Below are 17,951 nucleotides of genomic sequence, written 5' to 3'. Positions count from 1 at the left end.
TGATACAGTTTTGGATAGACCGTCACAGACTCGCCGGTTCGACCCGACGAGTTTCGGGGGGGTCTGAATGGTCCAGGTGGCGCACAATCGGGAGGGGAACGGCTCGGCGGCCGGCAACGTGCATTCGCTGCGCCGCCCCAAGCGGATATCCGATAGCGACGCCGTCCATTTCGTGATCCGCATCGAAAATTACGCGCACATTCGCCGAGCCTATGGCGAGGACGGCGCGCGTTGCGCGCTTGCTGGCATCCATCGCCTTCTGACGGACCTGTTTCGCGAGGATGGGATCGTCGTGCCCGAAGCGAACGGCGAGATCGATCTCCTGGTCTGGAATTTCGAGGCTTTGGGCTGCGGCGTGCTTTCTGACGCCTGCCGGAAATGGCTCAATGAGTTCTGCTGGCTCGTGCCGCTGCTGTCCTTCGAGACGCCAGTGGGCCCCATTCATCTGTGCATCAGCGGTCGCTGGGAAATTCCCGATGCCCTGATGCAGGCGGGCGTGTTCGAGGCGGGGAACTCTGGCGTCTGCAATCTCGGCTTTTGCGGTTCATGGCCCGATGATCGCAGCGATTGGTCCGATCGCTACCGCAGCGACATGGGTCTCGTTACCGACCTGTTGTCGGGGATTATGTCGGGTGCTTCCGATGATCGTCGCCCCCGGGAACTGGCGCTTGCCTGGCAGCCTGTCTGCAACGCGGACGGGGGTGATGGTGTCTTGTATCGTGAGGCACTCGTCCGCCTGCTCGACAATGACGGGAATACCCACTCGCCGGGGGATGTGTTTCTGGCGCTTGAGCGGCTCGGCTTCGTGCGGGTCGTCGATCATTATGTTGTGTCCCGCGTCATCGACGAGTTGGAAGGGTCGCCCGACGTCGTTCTTGCGGCCAACATTTCCGCGCGCTCGGTGCGATCCGATGTCTGGTGGGATCAGATCAGGACCCGCCTTCTGGCCATGCCCGATGTGGCGCGCCGTCTTGTTCTCGAGATCACCGAAACGGCGGATCTGCCGGGCGTTTCCGAAGCGGTGCGTTTTGTCACGGGCATGCGGCGGCTGGGATGCCGCATCGCGCTTGATGATTTCGGGACGGGCTATGCCTCGATCCGCCAGCTGCTGGCCTTCTCGCCGGACTTCGTAAAGATCGATCGCTTCTTCGTTCGGCGGGCTGCTTTTTCCGGTGCCGACCGTGATTTGCTCACGCACCTCATCGGTGTGGGGCAATCTCTGGGGGCGGTCGTCATCGTCGAGGGTGTCGAGACGGCGGAGCAGGCAGGCATCGTGCTCGCCGCCGGGGGGCGTTGGCAGCAGGGCTATCACTGGGGGCGGCCATCGTTGCTGCGAAGCTGGCGCAGGACGTCAGGCGGCCAAGCCTTTGGCGACGTGACTGCCGCCGACCTCGGCACTGCATTCCCCTATTCCTCACGGAGTCGCTCATGACTGGTGATGATCGCCATCCTCATGGCGGGCATTGGACCTGGCTGGTCACACCCGCTGAACCTGATGCGCCGGTCGAAGACTGGCCGAGCGGTGCAGGAACGTTCCGCGGAATACTCTTCGCGGTTCCGCTGAGCGGCTTGCTCTGGTGGGGCATTGTTGCCCTTTGGCAGGCGTTCGCATGAGCGGGCCCGGGCCAGTGAATGAGCCAGCAGCCGGGTGGAGCAGCAGCGAAGCATCGTCTTCGCCTCGGGGCTCGCCTTGGGCTCAATCACAACGTGATCCTTACCAGCTTTTCACAGGCCCTCAGGATGATGACGGTGGGCCGAGCCCGCTCGCACCGCTGATGGTGATCCTGGGCTTTCCTCTCGCGGTCCTATTCTGGGGAGGGCTCATCTGGGCGGGGTGGAGGCTGTTTCATTGAGCGGCCGGTTCTCTTCGACCTTCTTCAGCCGACTCCGGGAGGTAGCCCATCGGGTTCTCGTGGCCTCCGTTGCCCGGCCGTTACCCTTTCAAGCCGGTTCCCTCGGGTCGCACCACGGGAAGGCGAGGCATGGTGCCGGAAAGCGCGTCCACCAGGCGCTCAGGGCGTCATGTCTCGCCATCTGGCCAAAGCAGTCCATCCATCGCCCTTCAAGGGGTCCACGGGAGAGGACGCCAGGTGAGGATGCGAGACGGGTCGCAAGAAACCCGTCCGCATCCTTGTCCGGAGCAAGGGTCGTCCCGGCAAATTCCATCGGTGTGTCCGCCTTTGCTTTGCGCACCGATCCCACGTTCGGCCCCGCCGGTTCGGACGTTCCGGCTCTTTCCCCACGTCTCTCCGGAGTATGTTCCCAATGAAAATTTCACCCCTGATTTCGGGTGCGCTGATCCTCGCCCTGCTGGCGCCCACCTCGGCCCTCGCCAACAATCTGGGCGAGAATGTCGGCTGGCAGTTCCAGACGACGACGGACAAGGTCAACAAGGCCTATCTCGAGGATTTGCGCCAGAAGAAGGCGAACGGCTATTATGCCGCGCCGGTCTACAACACCTATATCGACCGGCAGTATAATTGCTCCGTCGCGGCCACTGCGACCGGCAACCAGTCTTCGACCAGCGCCGTCGCCAATTCGCCCAGCACGACTGGCCACTCATCCAGTTCGACCGGCAACGACAGCTCGACGAGCCTGACCAGCGCCAGCACGACCGCTCTGGCGAGCACGAGCACCGATCAGCTCAATGCAGGGTCTGTGAGCTCGGGCGCCTCCGGTGACATCTCCACCAGCGTGCGCGGCGACAATTATCAGGCGCTCAACACCAGCCAGACGAACTCGGGCAACCAGACCGCGTCCGTGACGGGGTCGACCGCCTGCCAATATAGTTCGCTGAACTGAGGGGCGGTTTCATGACCATGTTCCGCCAATCGACCCTGTTCCGAAAATTTTCCGCCATCGGTGGTATGACCGCCATGGCCCTGGCGCTGTCCGGTTGCACGATCCTGCATCCCGGCCTTGCCTCCCAACGCCTCGCTCCCGGTGAGGTGCCGACCCCCATCGGAACGCCAGTGCGCGACAATCGCTCGCCGATGGAAGCCGCGCTCGCCTGCTTTGGTGACCAGTTGGTTGCGCAAAACGGCCCGCGCCGCGTGATCGCGGTCGGGGATGTCAAGGATTACACGGGCAAATATTCCATCAACGAGGGCAATGCGATCACCCAGGGCGGAGCCCTGATGGTCTATTCGGCGCTCGGCAAGATCGGCGGGCCGCTGGCCATCGCCGAACGGTTCGATCCCACCATCGCCGAACGTGAACTCGGCTACACCGACCGGCGCCAGCTTGGTGATGGCGATGTCCATGAGGTCAACGGCAATCGCGTGCCCTGGCTGCCCTATTTCGGCGGCAGCATTACGAGGTCAGACTATTACATCGTCGGCGGCATCACCGAACTGAACTATGATATCCGCTCGGGTGGCGGCGAGATCGAGATCAACAACGTCGGCCCCAAGGCGCGTGTCTTCACCGAAAGCGTCGCGGTCGATCTGCGCATCGTCAATTCCCGGTCGCTCGAGGTCATCAAGACCGTCAGCCTGACCAAGCAATTCACCGGCTACGAGATCGGCGCCAACGTCTTCCGCTTCTTCGGCACCACCCTGTTCGACATCAATGTCGGCGCAAAGGGGCAAGAGCCCTTGCAACTCGGGGTTCGCACGGCGCTTGAAGAAGCAACGATGAAACTCATCGCGGCGGTTGCGAAGGTCGATCCGTCCACCTGCATGGCGCAGCGGCTCGAGACGATCCCGGATCTCACCGCCGATCAATTGCGGGGTCGCGCACTGGCCAAACCGGCGGGGCAGATCGCGCCTGTTACGCCGCCCGCTCCCCCGCCGCCGCCTTCCGCTGCCTCGGCACTGACCGGGCAGCAGGTGACCACGCTCAACGACCTCACTTCTGCCGGCGCCGCGCCTTCGGGCGCCATGCTCCAGATCGGCTTCGAATTTGGCGATACGGCCCTGATGGGCAACGCCCAGGCGGTGCTCGACCAGATCGTTCAGGCCGCCGCCAAGGGGCCCGTCGATGTGATGATCATCGCACGCGACACCGAGAATTGGGACCCTGCCAAGCGGGACAGTCTGCTCGACGGACGCCTTGCCGCAGTGGTCTCGGCGCTTGCCAATCGCGGCATCGCGCCAGCCGGCATCAGCGTCACCTGGCGTCCCGACAAGGCCGACACGTCCATTCATCGCGACGGTCCCGGGATGCAGGAAATCGCGAGAATTCAGATCCGTAAATAGGGAGGTGGCCACAGCAGGGGGTTGGACCCGGGGCAAATCAACAGGTTCAAATTAACCAAATCCATTAACTTTTGGAAGGATATTCCATGTCGATACAATCCAGAAAGCGGCGCGCGCAGCTTCTGACCGGTGCTGGTACAGCGCTGATCGCGGCCATGACCGCCACCAGTGCCTTGGCCGATCCGACGCCTTCGACCGCAACTCAGACCTCGTCGAATTCGATCACGGTTCAGCAGCAGTCAAACGGCTACTTAGCGAGCAGCGAAACAACCGGCGCCAACAATGTAACGGTCAACAACAATGATGCTGCAGCGTTCGCGCTGCAAAACAGCACGGTCAGTGTCGGCAATGCTTCCGGCACAGGCAACAGCTCCTCGGCGACGGGTTATGCCAATACGGCCTCGCTGACGGTCAATGGCGACCTCAACAACGTGACCGGTTCGGGCACCTCCAGCGTGAGCGGATTTTCGTCTTCGGACATCCAGGGCCCCCTGGTTGGTTCCTCGACCGATATCGGCATCGCACTGTCCCAGCAGAGCAGCAGTGTGAACGCCGGGGTAGTCAGTGACACGGATTTCGAGATCGATCTCGATCATGGCGCGTCGGCCAGCACGGCGAAGATCGCTGGCAACAGTTCGACCGCGACCGGGGTGCTCAACTCCGGCGTGAACACGATCGCTGCGACCGCCAACAACAGCAGTGGATCCTCTGCGATCGGTTCGTCACAGCAGAGCCTGGAATCGACCTTGGCGTCGGTCGCCTCGTCGCAGCTTCATTTCGACACGGGTCAGGTGACCAGCGGCGAAGACGCGGGCATTGCGCTAAGCGACAGCACTGTCGGCATCACCGGCAACACGCTGTCTGCAACCGGCGTCGCCAACTCGGTCGCCAACACGCAGAGCATCACCGGCAACACCCTGACTCTGGCGGCCGACAACGGCGGAGCCTTGACGGGCGTAGGGTCGCAGGCAGATGCTGGCTACGCCATCGCGTCGAATCAGGAGCTGGCGGGCACGGATGACAACGCGGCATCGGTTTCCGCGACTGTCCGGGACAACCCCGGAAACTCCGGCTCGCAGGCGTTGATCGATGGCGCGATGTCGGGCTCGGTTCTCCACAACGACAGCAACACCTTCAAGGCACTGGCGCGCGGCAACGAAGGCGTCAATGCGACAACCATCACCGCAAACAGCGTATCGACCGGCGATGCCGCCACACCCGTCGACGGCAATGTCGCCGCAGTGTCTTCCATGCAGAAGCTCACCGGTGATGTCACCGTCACGGCGGCTATCACCGATGGCGCCGGTGTCGGTCCGATCGTGTCGAACGTCATCACGGGGGACGTCAAGGCCAGTTCGGCTGTGACCGCTTCGGGCAACGCGGCGTTGGCGGATGCGGTTGGCAACCGTGCCGGCAACAGCATTGCCGTGAACGCCACGACGATCAGCACGGCCACGGATGGTGCCGCTACTCCCACCAACGTGAACCTGGTCAATGGCGTAGCTTCGTCCTCTTCCGCCTTCGCGGTCGGGAACGCGCAGACTGTCGGTGCGGACAGCAAGATCGTCGCGCATCTGGTCGATTCGGTCGATGAGACCACGCCGGCAACGTATCGTCAGGCTGGCACCTCGATCCTGACCAGCATTGGCGGCAATGTGCTCGATTCGAGCGTGACCTCCAGCAACAACGCCCTTGAGGCGCGCGCGGTTGGCAACGAGACTCTGTCGGGTGGCAATGCGATCACGCTGACCGGCACGAATGTGTCGACCACGGCGGGCATTGCCAACAGTCAGTCGATGCTGGGTGATGCGACACTGGTGATCGGTTCGGGCGGCACGGCAGCCACGGCGGCCACGCCCGGTACTGATCATAGCTTCACGTTCACGGGTACGAGTACGGGTGATCCCGGTAACTATAACTTCCGCGGCACGGCGACGGGCACCCAGGCCGACAGGGATGCCTTGCAAGCCGCATATCCCAGCCTGGCCTTCTCTTATGCCTCGGGCGTCATTACGCTGGATGCAGGGGAACAGCTTACCGCGATCTCGTCGTTCTCCGCCTCTTACACGAGTGGCGCTACGGCAGCGACCGCCGGCACGCCGGGCACCGGCGGTGTGATTGTCACCGTTGGTCACGACATCACCAACAGCAGCGTGACGGTTGCCGACAACCTGACCTCTGGCGTCATCAAGGGCAACAGTGCGTCCAATGCACTGACGGTCTCCGCCACCAACCTCAATCGTGGTACGGATACTGACGCAACGACTGCCGTCGTTGGCTCGGGTGCAGTCGCCACCGCCGATCAGGCTCTGGTCAATGCCCAGACGGTGGGATCGGACTCGGCTCTGTCGAGCAAGGTCGGCGCAGTGTTCACCGTGACCGCCAGCAGCCTCGACGACCAAACGCTGGGCAATGTGACCAATAGCACCGTCTCGGTGTCGGATAACGCGGCCAGCACGGCGGTTACCGGCAACACGGCGTCCAACGCCGTTGCGCTGTCGGCCACCAACCTCGCCACCACATCGGCTCTGGTCAATGCGCAGACCAGCAGGGGCGGCATCACGTCGGAAATCAGCAGCTTCACCGACAATGACAATGCCACCTACAGTGGCGCTGTGGTACAGGTTGCGCGCGACATCGCCGACAGCTCGATCCTGGTTGATGGCAATGCCTTCACCGGCTCGGCGACCGGCAATGCCGCCACCAACAGCCTGTCCGTGACCGGCGCCAGCTCGCTAACGGCGGCTGACGAGGTCAACGGTGCCACCGCAGACCCCTATAATGGTGTCAATCAAAGCCTGTCGGCTACGGCGGACCACGCCCTGACCAATGCGCAAAGCCTGGCCACCGGCGATCTCTCGACGAGCGTCACCGCCAGCTACGGCATCCAGACCCTGGGTGTCGGCGCACCGGGCAACACAAATGACACCAGCGATGTGACCGGCAGCACGCTGTCCGTTTCGGATAACGTGCAGTCCGCAACCACGACTGGCAATACCGCCACCAACAGCGTAGCTCTGGCCGGCGGCAGCATCTCGGCCAGCAGTGCGCTGCTGTCGAGCCAGTCCGCCGACTATGAGGTCAACGTCAACGCAGTATCGGATATGATGGTCTCGGCTCCGGCCGCCAACACCGATTCGTCGCTCACCATGAGCGGCAATTCGAACACGGCGACTGCGACCGTCAACACCGCCACCAACAAGGTGACGCTGGCGGCCGACACGGGATTGGCTTCGACCGTCACTGGAGGGGCCGCTGATACGAACCCAGCGGGTAACGGTCTCTTCGCCGTGCAGGCTGACCATGTCGTCAACAATGTGCAGGCGGTTGCAAGCGGTGCTGGTGTATCCGCGACAGCGGTGACCCTGACCCAGAACAGTGACGGCAACAGTGCCTTCATGGAGGATAACGACACTCCGTCGGATGGTATTCTGCGCAGCACTGTCACCGTAAGCGGCAACAGCACGGCGGCAACCGCGCTGTCCAACCGCTCGGTCAACAGCCTGGCGCTGTCGGCTGTGTCGGACACCGCGTCTGCCGCGGTGCTCAACCAGCAGGCCAGCGGTGCAGAGGTCACCGCGCAAGCGGCGACCTTCACCAACGTGTCGGTTGCGGGCTACAATGCCGGCAGCACCGACCCGAGCCCGATCGACACCTCGGCGGTTTCGATTACCGGCAATTCGGTGACGGCGCGTGCGGGTGGCAACAATGCCACCAACTCGCTCACGGCTACGGCGACCAACCTCGCAAACGCCAACACTGGCGGAACAGCTACCGTAACCGGTACGGGCCCTGGCAACAGCACCGATCATGTGTCGGCCAGCTTTGCCGTCCTGAACGAGCAGACCAACACCGGGTCGGTTTCTGCTACAGCTGGCTTCGCGTTCCCCAACTTCAACATCGGGAACGCCAGCTCGCAGGGAACGGCACCGTCGATCATCAACGCGTCGCTTACCATCAGTGGTAACAGCGCGGTGGCGGTCGGTTACGGCAACGCTGCAACCAACAGCATGTCGGTCTCGGCGCTCAACAGCGGCGCGACACCCACCACCTCGGCCATCGCCAGCAACCAGTACAATAGCGGTGACGTCTCCGCCTATGCGTACACGGTCAACTATGCTGCCGGTAGCACGTCGGGTTCCGGCAATACCGGGCCGGTCAGCGCCAGCAGCCTCTCGGTCAATGGCAACGCCATTGGCGCGGCGGCCTATGGCAACAGCGCGACGAGCACGCTCACCGTTGGTGGGAACAACGTGAACGTCAGCTACGTCCAGCCGTAAGGCTGACACAGGAATTCCGGCGCGCCTCCCCTGGTGCGCCGGAAGACCCGGAAACCCCCCATACCGACGGCAGCCTTGCCACCGCTGCCGATTTTCCGGGTGTCCCCCGCGTCCTCGTTCGGGCGCGGGGGCTTCCGGGGCTCCCATCTTCCGCATCGCCCCGCAATCGGGTCGCCGATGCCGCAAAATCGCTCACTCATATTCCCAGGATCGGATTTTCCATGCCTTACGCCCGTCTTCGCCGCGTGCTTCTGCCTCTCCTGCTGGCGTCGATCGCCGGAACCGGCGCTGGGGCGGCCCATGCGGCCGACGCCAAAGGCAATTTCGCTATCCGTGGCCCCGGTTCACAGAGCTGCGCGGCCTATCTCGCGACCATCTCCAAACCCGACGCGACCGCCCGTTACGGAAGCTGGCTGCTCGGCTATGTGAGCGCCCATAACCGGCTCGACGCCGATACCTATGACCTGCTGCCGACCGAAGCGGGCGGCGATTTTGTCAACATGGTTGCAATCGTCTGCCGCACCAATCCGCAAATGTCGGTCGAGAACGCCGCGAACAGCGCCGTCCGCGCGATTACGCCGCTGCGTCAGACGGTGTCGTCGCCGATCGTCCAGGTGCAGTCCGATGGCAAAACCATCTCGATCCATCAGGACTCCCTGAAGCGTCTGCAGACAGCGCTGATCGCGAAGCAGTTTTTCAAGGGAACCGCCACGGGCACCTCCTCACCGCAATTCGTCGATGCCCTCAAGGCCTTCCAGCGCAAGGAAGGCATCGCGGTGACCGGTCTGCCTGATTCCGACAGCTTCATTCGCGCGATCATCAAACGCTGAACCATCCTGCGGCGCAGACGAAGGGGACTACTTCATGAAGTTGGACTGGCTGACACAGGCATCTTCGCCATTGCATATTTTTCTGGAGGCGGACCGGCTGGTGCAGGCCATCATCGTGCTTCTGCTTCTCGCGTCGATCGCGTCTTGGTCGATCATCCTCGGACGCATCTATGCCATCGCGCTCGAACGTCGTCGTGCCGCGACGGTGAAGCATCTCCTCACCAACATCGGCACGCAAGAGGAACTGCGGCATTTGAGCGGTGAGGCTGAAGGGCGGATTGTCCACATCCTGGGCGCGATCGAGGTCGAATGGCGCTGGTCGGTCGACCACGCGATCGGGCGATATGATCAGGTCCGCGAGCGCATCGCGTCCATTGCAGAAATGAGCATCGGCCGGGAAAGCCGGCAGCTCGCCGGTCGCACGGCCTGGCTCGCGACTTTGGGTGCTTCGGCCCCCTTCATCGGCCTGTTCGGCACGGTCTGGGGCATCATGGGCAGCTTCCTGGCCATCGGGCAGACGCAGGACACCTCGCTCGCTGTGGTCGCGCCGGGGATCGCGGAGGCACTGCTCGCGACCGCCGTCGGGCTGTTCTGCGCCATTCCGGCTGTGATCGGGTATAACCGCGTCGTTCACGGGCTGGGCGAGGTCGATGCCGAATGGCGTTCGATTGCCGGTCTGCTCGAAGTCGCCATTTCCCGCCATCTGGGAGCGCGGTCATGATGCCGCGCGCGCTTTTCCGTCTCGCGACCCAAAGCCATGGAACAGCAGCATGGAAAGGATCGCGCCGATGGCATTGATCCCCAACGGACCGTTCGGCGGTCACACAGGCAGGGGCGGTCGCGCTGCCCCACCGCTCCTCAGCGAGATCAACGTCACGCCGCTCGTCGATGTCATGCTTGTCCTGCTGGTGATCTTCATGATCACAGCCCCGCTTGTCGCGACCGGCGTCAAGGTCGATCTCCCCCAGGCGCGGACCCGTGAACTGGCGTCGGACCAGAAGCCGCTGGTCATCACCATCGACGCTGTCGGCACCGTCTTCATCGGCGACGCGCCGGTTGCGCGCGAAGCGCTTGGATCGACGCTGCGAGGGCTGGCACAAGAATCGGGCGATCCCGCGCAGCTGCGCATCTTTGTCCGCGCCGATCGCACCATTGCCTATGGCACGGTGATGCAGTTCGTTGCCGAGATCGCTGCTGCAGGCTTCACGAAAGTCGCCTTCCTGTCGGATGCGCACGAACTGCCCGAGGAGCGGGCCGCGCCGTGAGCGATCGCCTGTCCCCGGTCCTTTCACTTCTACTGCACCTGGGCCTGCTCGCCCTGCTGTCGATGGTGAGCCTGCATGTCCGCGATGTCGTGCCGCCGCCGCCCGGCATGGCGATCGAGGTCGTCGATCTCGATCATGCCATGCCGCTTCCCGATCCTGCCCTATCGCCGCCGCAGGACGAGGTTGACACCTCATCACGCGACGACGCCAGCCATGAAGCCGTCGCTGCGCCGGTGCCGGTGGCATCAAAGCCTGTGCCCTCAGCGCACGCGGCTCCCATTCAGGAGCGTGTGGCGGCACCTGTTCCCTCACGCTTGCCAGCCCCGCCAAGCCCTCCGCCCGTGCCTGCGCTCGCGCCGGCGCCGGCGCCTCCGGCACGCATCGCGCCGCAGCCGCCAGTCGAAACGATCGCCGCATCGCCCGCGGTCGCTCAGCCGGTCGCGCCAGCACCCATGTCCGCCCCCGTGGTCGCGACAAAGCCGGTGGCGCCCGCTCCCGCTCCAAGACGGCTCGATACTGCTGCGCTTGCCCGATCGCTCGGAGCGGCCAACAGCCCGGCGCCGCGTCCGCGGCTCAATTCCGCCGCGATCGGATCAGCGATCGGACAAGCGGTTCCCAAGGGCGTCGCCGGCCTCACCGTTCGCCAACGGACAAACCTTGCCGAGATGATCCGCGCGCAGGTCACCCCTTGCTGGAACCCGCCATCGGCCGAGGAGACCAGCGGCCATGTCACCGTTCTCATGCGCATCAGGCTGGGGCGTGATGGCGGTGTAACCGGCCTGCCTGCCGTTTCGCGCACAACGGGCCTCACCACCGTCAACGGCGCTTATGCCAACGCACTGGCGGGAAGCGTTCGCCGCGCGATCCTGCGTTGTGCCCCACTCAAGCTCCCGGCCGAACTCTACGAGGCATGGGCAGATGTCGAACTCAATTTCGATCCGAGAGACATAGGATGAGGAAATCATTAGCCCCGGCGGTATTGTTATTGTGCCTGATGGCCGGGCGTCCCGCCTTGGCGGAAGGACCGCTGCACGTCGATATCACCCAGGGCGTAGCCTCGCCCCTGCTGATTGCCATTCCCGATCTGCTGACCGGGCCGATCGCGGGAGTCGGTGAAGGAACGGATGCCGGGACCGCCCTGGCGGAGGTGGTTCGCGCCGATCTGCTCTCGACGGGTCTCTATCACTTGCTCGGTGTCGAAGGGCGATATTCCGCCTCAACGGAAACCGGGCTAGCTCCCTTTGCGCGCGCCGGGGCGCAGGCCCTCGTGCTGGGCCGCGTTCGACCGGCCGGCAACGATCTCCTCAGCTATGATTGCGCCTTGTACGATGTGTTCGGCGCCCGCATCGAGGCTTCGCAGCGTATCACGGTGCCCGTCGCCCAATGGCGCCGCGCGGCGCATCGCTGCGCCGATCTGGTCTTCTCGGCGACGACCGGCGATCCGGGGCATTTCGATACCCGGTTGCTCGTGGTCGCCCAGAAAGGGGAAGCGCCTGGACAGGCCGTGCGTCTGGTGTCGATGGACTATGATGGCGCGAACCCCTCCGACCTGACGCAAGGGCGCGAACTCGTCGCCATGCCGCGTTACGCGCCGGGCAGTCGCCGTATCCTCTATCTGTCTTTCGATGACGGGCGCGCGGTGTTGGTGCTCGCCAATCTCGACACGGGGCAAATGGCATCTCTCAAGCTTCCGGAAGGCGTGCCGTCTGCCGCACGCTTTTCGCCCGATGGCCGCTCGGTCATCTTCTCGCTGGCGCGCGACGGCGACGCCGACATCTACCTGCTTGATCTCGCCAGCGGGACGACACGCCAGCTGACCAGCGCGCCAGGCGCGGACACCAGCCCCTGCTTCGCACCGGATGGCGCCTCGATCGTCTTCGAATCCGACCGCTCCGGCCAGCCACAGATCTACCGAATGGCGCCCGATGGCAGCGACCAGATGCGGATCAGCTTCGGGAAGGGCGCTCATGCTTCGCCTGCGTGGAGCCCGCAAGGAGATCTCATTGCATTCACCCAGATCGACGGCGACCGCCTGCGCATCGGCATCATGAAACCCGATGGCTCGAAAGAGCGCATCATCACCGATGGTGCGCGCGACGAGGATCCGAGCTGGGGCGTCAGTGGGCGCGCTCTCATGTTCCAGCGCACAGTGTCCGGCGCGGCTCTGCCGGCCATCTGGATGACCGACCTCACCGGAAAGGTCGTGCGTCGCATCGCGACCCCCTGGTCAGCCTCGGAGCCCGCATGGTCGGGGAAACGCCCATGACGCGGCTCCCTCATCACCGCCTTTGGCGCCTCCCTGATCTGCGGTTGCGCTGGCTCCTGGCGCTTGGCCTGCCGGTCCTGGTGGCCGGGTGTCAGCGGCCGACCCAGTCGCTGATCCCGCCGCCGCTGTTCGACATGCAGCAGCCTGCTGATGCCGGACCGCCCGCCAATGCGCTGCAACCGGCCGTCTCTCGCGATGCCGACCATCCCGCGATGCTCGAGGATTTCGAGACGTTCGCGGGCTCGACGCGCATCCTCTTTGCGCGAAACAGCGCGGAACTTGATCTCGCGGCGCGCGCGATTCTTGATCGTCAGGCGCAATGGCTGGTGCTCCACCCCGAGGTTCGCGCTTCGCTTCAGGGGCATGCCGATGAACTCGCGACGCGCGAGCAGCAATTCGCGCTCGGGGAGCGCCGTGCCGCTGCCATGAAATTCTACCTCACCGCCCATGGCGTCGCGGCGGATCGCCTGCTGCCGACCTCGTTCGGCAAGGAACGGCCGGCAGCGACCGGCAGCGATGAGGCCAGCCAGAGCCGGAACCGCCGTGGTGAGACGGTACTGGTCGGTCTTCCAGCAACGCCCTCCAGATGAAGAAGGACAAACAGATGCGCCAGCACAGCAAGGCCCTCGCCACGGCGATGGCTGTGATCGCAGGGGTTGCCATGACCTCTCCCGCCATGGCCGCGCCCGGCGATATCCTGATCAAGATCCGGGGCGGCTATGCGCTGCGCACGGGGAGCAGCGCGGTCACGGTCGATGTCGGGGATGCGCCGGTCACCACAAGGGCGCGTGGCGCGGTTAGCGGTGAGGCGAGCCTGACGTTCTTCATGACCAGGCATCTCGCCGCCGAACTGACGCTTGGCGGCGCACCTTATGATCTCGAGGATAGCAAGGGACGCAGTCTTGTGTCGGCGGGCGTGATCACCCCGACGGCGATGCTGCAATATCATCCGATGCCGGACAGCAAGACGCTGCGCCCCTATGTCGGAATCGGCTTGTCCTATGCGAATTTCTACAGCGAAAAAGCTGGTGAGATCCTCACCGACCGTCATGTGTTTCCGCCCATCTCCTATTCGGCAAGCCTCAAGGGCGCGCTCGCGCCGGTCGCGCAGATCGGTGCGGACATTCCGATTGACGACCAGTTCTACATCAATCTCGACGCCAAATATCTGGGCGCCAATACCAAACTGACGCTCGAACAGGGAAGCGACAGCCAGACTGTCTCGCACAGGATGCGCTCGATCGTTCTCGGCGCCGGTGTGGGGTTCCGCTTCTGATGGCGCTGGGCTCACTCCCCCGCTTGCGTCGTTGCGGTCGCCTTGCTGTCGGGATCGCCTTGCCTCTCGTTTGCGCAGGCACCACGCAGGCACAGAGCCTGGGCGGCATCGAGCAGAGACTGAGCCACGTTGAACAGGCGGTGCGTCAGATACAGGGGCATGCGCCTCCCGTTCCGGCGCCCACTCAGCAGATCGACCGCGAGCGTTCGCTGTCGGCCGATGCGCTCGCGCAGCTTGATCGCAGGCTTGCGGCAATCGAGCGGGCGGTCGCCGGCCTGGTCTCGGGGCAGGAACAGGATCATCACGCGCTGACCGCTGCGCTTACCCAGATGGGCGGCATCAAGGCGGATATCGAAGCCCGGATCGATGCGATCGAGCGTCAGGCCGCCATCCCTCAAGTCCTCGGGGCAAATGGTACGCAGGTGCCCGCCGGGCCTCCTCCCGTTACGGCTCCGGCGAAGACGCCGACCGCGGAAGATCAATTCCAGCAGGCGCTCGACTATGCGGCCCGGCAGGATTGGCCCCAGGCTGAACTCACATTCGACAATTATATTGCCAGCTATCCGGACGCCCCCAATGTGCCCGAAGCCCGATTTCATCTTGGGGAGGCGTTCGAGGGGCAGGGCAAACATGCCCAGGCCGCGCAAATATTCCTCGACCTTTACGAGAAAGTGCCCGCCGCACCGTTCGCCATTGCCAATCTCTTCGCGCTGGGTCAGGCGCTTGCCGCTATGGGGCCGGCCAGTCAGGCCCAGGCCTGCGATGTCTATGGCGAGATTGAAGCCGTGCACGGCGCCAGCCTCACCAACGAGCAGCGTTCCGATCTGCTCGCCCGCCGTCTCACGCTCAAATGCGCGAGCTGAGCCGCCCTGCAACGCTCCCGGTGGTGGCGCGAGGGATGGCGCGTGTCGCGCTTTGGAGAGGCGTCGCCATGGTTCTCGCGGCGATCCCGGCGATGCCGCTTATGGCACAGACTCTTGCCTTACCAGCCTCGCCGCTCGACGGTACGGTTGAGAGCCCGGGCCTGCAATGCGTCCCCTATGCCCGCCGGGTCAGCGGCATCGCCATTTTCGGCGATGCGTTGACCTGGTGGGAGCAGGCTGAAGGGCAGTACGAACGCGGCGATCGGCCCGAAGTGGGCGCGGTCATGGCTTTTGCGCCTTACGGCCCCATGAAACTGGGCCATGTCGCCGTGGTCAGTCGCATCATCGACCGACGCACCGTCCTGCTGCGTCATGCCAATTGGTCTCCGTTGGGCGGTGTGCGCGGATGGATCGAGAATGATGTGCCGGCCATCGACGCTTCGCCTGACAATGACTGGAGCGCAGTCCGTGTCTGGTTCGCACCGACGCAGCGCCTTGGCTCGACCGCATGGCCGGTCCAGGGCTTCATCTACAACCGGCGCGTTCGGCCCCTTGCAAGACGCATGCTGGTCAGCCGATCAGATGATCCCATTGGCGCCATCATCGCCCGCCTGATGAAGGAAGCGGCCTATGATCGCGAGGTCGCATCCATCCGGCCACGCGCGTTCAAAGCGGGCGCCCCGGGGCCGGACAGCCGCGATGGATTGCGACGTCGGGTCTCCGGCCTCGGACGTGGCGCCGCGCGTCCTGTCCTCCAACAGGGCGTCGCGCCGCTGGTGTGGCGCGATTTGGCAACGCCGTGACGGATATGCCCGCCTCCTTGTCGGCTGCGGTCGATCGGTATGCGGCGCTGGGGCGCCTGCTCGCTGCCGCCGGCGTGCCGCCCGCGCGGACGGAGCAACTCATCGCCGATGCCCTGGCCGATGATGCCCGTGCCACGCGCGATGTGGTGAGCCAGGACATCCGCGCGCTCGTCGAAGCGTGTCTTGCGCGCCTCGATCAAAGGCATCGGCGTCAAAGCGACGAGGCCAGCCTATTGATGACCAGGATCACGATCGAACTCGAAGTATCGAAACGGCGTGCGCGCGACATGCGGTCCGCGAGAAGCCGGCTCATCATCGCCCTCCTTTTGCTCCAGTTTCTCGGCACCGCCGTGATCGCGACCGCGCTGGTGACAGGCGGTGCTTTCACGCGCCCAGGCGCAATCGACGTCCCGGCAAATGCGTCGGCCACTCTCTGCCAGCATGAGGGGAGATAGAATGGCTCCCCGGAAACATGTCGGCTCCGCTGAATTGCTGCGCATCGAGCAGCTTCTGCGCGTGATGAGCGATGCGCTCGCGCTGGCGCAGACGCTTTTGTCTGACCGGCTCGAGCAGGAGCAGGCTGCCGCGCTTCAGAAGAAAATGCGGCCCGTGACAACACAGCCGCCCTCTGCGGATGTCCTCGCCAGTATCCAGGACATTGCCATCGCCTTTGGCGAACAATTATCGCATCCCGACCGCAAATTTTCCGCGTGCTGGCGCGATCTGGTCAAGGCCCGCATCCATCATCGCATACATCGGGCCGGCCGCGCGGGTGCTGCCATTCTGCTGCGGATGATCGAGGAGCCGGATGTCTTCATCGACCAGAAGGATCTCGCCAGGTCAGCGGGCGTCGCCTCCAAATCCCCCCGTGTCGTCAAGGTTTATATCTGCCATTTGCGCAATGGCCTGGAAGAACAGGGCTTGCCGGCGGACATGATCGAGACCGGTAGGCGCAGCTATCGGTTACGGTCAGACGCCATTCCTCAGATCATGGAAATGGTGACCAGTCCATGAGCTTCGTTCTTCGGCCAGGCACGGGAAGAATGCGGGTAATCTCGCGGCTTCTCCCCCGATGGGTTGGAGGGGGATAACTGGCATGCTCCACATCATCCGGGAAATCGAGGCGGATGGCAAAGCCGAAGTGTTGCTTGACCCGGTATCCGTGCGGACCGGCATCGAGCGTGTGCATCTCGAGATCGCCCTGGCGGTCGAGCTTCACGGTTCGTTCGGGAAAGCTGCCCGCGCGCTCAACATGTTACCAAAGACCGTCAACAAGCGGGTGCGCGACCTCGAGTTTCAATTGGGCTGCGCAATTTTCGAAAGGCACAAGCGCAGGCTCGTACCGACCCGGTCGGGCCGGGTATTCCTGCGGCGCATTTCGCAGCTGCTCCAGGATTTCCATACCCTGGTGGAAGCGGTGCGACGGATTGCCGATGGCAAGGCCGGTCAGATCGCGATCGGTTATCATGGTTCCGTCGCGCACGGCGATCTCCATCATTTGTTGTTCGAGCCCGATCCGCTGCACCCTGATATCCACCATTTGCCCATCGAATTGTCGCATGACCGATTGTTCGAATCCCTGGCGAGCGGTCGCATCGATCTCGCCATCGTTCGCGGTAATCCTGCCGATTTCCATGGCCTGAACGCGCCGCTCTGGAATGAGCGCATCATCCTGTGCCTGCCCGAGACCCACCCGCTGGCGGATCGGAGCCTGCTGCAGTGGCCGGATCTTGCCGGGGAGACGTTTCTGGTTTCAGGCTATGATCCAAGCGATGCGATCCGCCAGTTGCTGGAAGATCGGTTTGCTCCCCTCGAAGTGTCACCGCGGATTGTGGTACACGACATCGGCACATCGGCTGTTATCCAAATGGTGCGAGCGGGTCATGGGGTTTGCCTTTGCCTCGAACCAATGATGGTGGACCATTATGCGGGGACAGTTTTCCGCGAGCTGAGCGGGGCAACCGGGCCAGAATATGTAACCAGTTTCGCCTGTTGGCATGCTGATAGCCCCAATCCGGCACTGAAGCGCCTGCTGGTCCGCTTGAGGCGTCAATATGGTGCAAAGGTCAATATCGATCTTTGCGTGACCAAAACGCCATGATCTCATCCAAACGAATTCGTTTCTCTTTTTTCCAAATTTCAAGTCCGTCGGGTTGCTGGGACAATGCT

At 63.7% G+C, this 17,951-nt stretch carries 17 protein-coding genes; all 17 read left to right on the top strand.

Annotated elements, in window-relative coordinates; translation table 11 throughout:
- Positions 1-67: 67 nt before the first annotated feature.
- Positions 68-1,432: an EAL domain-containing protein gene (locus tag Q0082_RS19380; RefSeq protein ID WP_298195242.1), complete on the top strand. Its 1,365-nt coding sequence runs from the start codon at positions 68-70 to the stop codon at positions 1,430-1,432.
- Positions 1,429-1,614: a hypothetical protein gene (locus Q0082_RS19375; protein ID WP_298195241.1), complete on the top strand. Its 186-nt coding sequence runs from the start codon at positions 1,429-1,431 to the stop codon at positions 1,612-1,614. The genes Q0082_RS19380 and Q0082_RS19375 overlap by 4 nt, the downstream gene beginning before the upstream one ends.
- A 651-nt stretch (positions 1,615-2,265) precedes the next feature.
- On the top strand, positions 2,266-2,802 hold the full coding sequence (locus Q0082_RS19370) for a hypothetical protein (RefSeq protein ID WP_298195240.1): 537 nt from the start codon (positions 2,266-2,268) through the stop codon (positions 2,800-2,802).
- A gap of 65 nt (positions 2,803-2,867) precedes the next feature.
- A complete protein-coding gene (locus Q0082_RS19365) occupies positions 2,868-4,199 on the top strand; it encodes a CsgG/HfaB family protein (protein ID WP_298195239.1) in 1,332 nt (443 codons plus the stop codon).
- A gap of 86 nt (positions 4,200-4,285) precedes the next feature.
- Complete coding sequence (locus tag Q0082_RS19360; RefSeq protein WP_298195238.1) at positions 4,286-8,479, top strand: S-layer family protein; 4,194 nt, start codon at positions 4,286-4,288, stop codon at positions 8,477-8,479.
- 221 nt (positions 8,480-8,700) lie between these two features.
- Entirely contained in the window at positions 8,701-9,309 is a 609-nt protein-coding gene (locus tag Q0082_RS19355) for a peptidoglycan-binding domain-containing protein (RefSeq protein WP_298195237.1), read from the top strand.
- Between the two features lie 70 nt (positions 9,310-9,379).
- Complete coding sequence (locus tag Q0082_RS19350; protein WP_298195236.1) at positions 9,380-10,030, top strand: MotA/TolQ/ExbB proton channel family protein; 651 nt, start codon at positions 9,380-9,382, stop codon at positions 10,028-10,030.
- A 67-nt stretch (positions 10,031-10,097) separates the two neighbouring features.
- Complete coding sequence (locus Q0082_RS19345) at positions 10,098-10,574, top strand: biopolymer transporter ExbD (RefSeq protein ID WP_298195235.1); 477 nt, start codon at positions 10,098-10,100, stop codon at positions 10,572-10,574.
- Positions 10,571-11,530: a hypothetical protein gene (locus tag Q0082_RS19340; protein ID WP_298195234.1), complete on the top strand. Its 960-nt coding sequence runs from the start codon at positions 10,571-10,573 to the stop codon at positions 11,528-11,530. The genes Q0082_RS19345 and Q0082_RS19340 overlap by 4 nt, the downstream gene beginning before the upstream one ends.
- A gap of 38 nt (positions 11,531-11,568) precedes the next feature.
- Entirely contained in the window at positions 11,569-12,840 is a 1,272-nt protein-coding gene (gene tolB, locus Q0082_RS19335; RefSeq protein WP_298195233.1) for a Tol-Pal system beta propeller repeat protein TolB, read from the top strand.
- A complete protein-coding gene (locus tag Q0082_RS19330) occupies positions 12,819-13,430 on the top strand; it encodes an OmpA family protein (protein ID WP_298195232.1) in 612 nt (203 codons plus the stop codon). The genes tolB and Q0082_RS19330 overlap by 22 nt, the downstream gene beginning before the upstream one ends.
- A 14-nt stretch (positions 13,431-13,444) precedes the next feature.
- The gene (locus tag Q0082_RS19325; protein WP_298195231.1) at positions 13,445-14,116 is read left to right on the top strand and encodes an OmpW family outer membrane protein; all 672 of its coding nucleotides are present in this window, start codon (positions 13,445-13,447) and stop codon (positions 14,114-14,116) included.
- A complete protein-coding gene (locus Q0082_RS19320; RefSeq protein ID WP_298195230.1) occupies positions 14,116-14,979 on the top strand; it encodes a tetratricopeptide repeat protein in 864 nt (287 codons plus the stop codon). Before Q0082_RS19325 ends, Q0082_RS19320 begins: the two co-directional genes overlap by 1 nt.
- A 101-nt stretch (positions 14,980-15,080) precedes the next feature.
- Positions 15,081-15,782 carry a CHAP domain-containing protein gene (locus Q0082_RS19315; protein ID WP_298195247.1) on the top strand — a complete coding sequence of 234 codons (702 nt, stop codon included), beginning with the start codon at positions 15,081-15,083 and terminating at the stop codon, positions 15,780-15,782.
- The gene (locus tag Q0082_RS19310; RefSeq protein WP_298195229.1) at positions 15,779-16,237 is read left to right on the top strand and encodes a hypothetical protein; all 459 of its coding nucleotides are present in this window, start codon (positions 15,779-15,781) and stop codon (positions 16,235-16,237) included. The genes Q0082_RS19315 and Q0082_RS19310 overlap by 4 nt, the downstream gene beginning before the upstream one ends.
- 1 nt (position 16,238) lies before the next feature.
- Complete coding sequence (locus Q0082_RS19305; protein ID WP_298195228.1) at positions 16,239-16,796, top strand: hypothetical protein; 558 nt, start codon at positions 16,239-16,241, stop codon at positions 16,794-16,796.
- 82 nt (positions 16,797-16,878) lie between these two features.
- The gene (locus tag Q0082_RS19300; RefSeq protein WP_298195227.1) at positions 16,879-17,883 is read left to right on the top strand and encodes a LysR family transcriptional regulator; all 1,005 of its coding nucleotides are present in this window, start codon (positions 16,879-16,881) and stop codon (positions 17,881-17,883) included.
- The last annotated feature ends 68 nt before the right edge of the window (positions 17,884-17,951 follow it).

This window comes from Novosphingobium sp., from assembly GCF_027489515.1.
Classification (GTDB): Bacteria; Pseudomonadota; Alphaproteobacteria; order Sphingomonadales; family Sphingomonadaceae; genus Novosphingobium.
Note: the sequence above shows the minus strand (reverse complement) of the source record. Positions and strands in the feature narration are given on the sequence as shown.

Excerpts from the sequence above, each read along its gene's own strand:
- Q0082_RS19380 (WP_298195242.1), top strand. The coding sequence starts at position 68 with ATGGTCCAGGTGGCGCACAATCGGGAGGGGAACGGCTCGGCGGCCGGC.
- Q0082_RS19375 (WP_298195241.1), top strand. The coding sequence starts at position 1,429 with ATGACTGGTGATGATCGCCATCCTCATGGCGGGCATTGGACCTGGCTG.
- Q0082_RS19370 (WP_298195240.1), top strand. The coding sequence starts at position 2,266 with ATGAAAATTTCACCCCTGATTTCGGGTGCGCTGATCCTCGCCCTGCTG.
- Q0082_RS19365 (WP_298195239.1), top strand. The coding sequence starts at position 2,868 with ATGACCGCCATGGCCCTGGCGCTGTCCGGTTGCACGATCCTGCATCCC.
- Q0082_RS19360 (WP_298195238.1), top strand. The coding sequence starts at position 4,286 with ATGTCGATACAATCCAGAAAGCGGCGCGCGCAGCTTCTGACCGGTGCT.
- Q0082_RS19355 (WP_298195237.1), top strand. The coding sequence starts at position 8,701 with ATGCCTTACGCCCGTCTTCGCCGCGTGCTTCTGCCTCTCCTGCTGGCG.
- Q0082_RS19345 (WP_298195235.1), top strand. The coding sequence starts at position 10,098 with ATGGCATTGATCCCCAACGGACCGTTCGGCGGTCACACAGGCAGGGGC.
- tolB (WP_298195233.1), top strand. The coding sequence starts at position 11,569 with ATGGCCGGGCGTCCCGCCTTGGCGGAAGGACCGCTGCACGTCGATATC.
- Q0082_RS19330 (WP_298195232.1), top strand. The coding sequence starts at position 12,819 with ATGGTCGGGGAAACGCCCATGACGCGGCTCCCTCATCACCGCCTTTGG.
- Q0082_RS19325 (WP_298195231.1), top strand. The coding sequence starts at position 13,445 with ATGCGCCAGCACAGCAAGGCCCTCGCCACGGCGATGGCTGTGATCGCA.
- Q0082_RS19320 (WP_298195230.1), top strand. The coding sequence starts at position 14,116 with ATGGCGCTGGGCTCACTCCCCCGCTTGCGTCGTTGCGGTCGCCTTGCT.
- Q0082_RS19315 (WP_298195247.1), top strand. The coding sequence starts at position 15,081 with ATGGCACAGACTCTTGCCTTACCAGCCTCGCCGCTCGACGGTACGGTT.
- Q0082_RS19305 (WP_298195228.1), top strand. The coding sequence starts at position 16,239 with ATGGCTCCCCGGAAACATGTCGGCTCCGCTGAATTGCTGCGCATCGAG.
- Q0082_RS19300 (WP_298195227.1), top strand. The coding sequence starts at position 16,879 with ATGCTCCACATCATCCGGGAAATCGAGGCGGATGGCAAAGCCGAAGTG.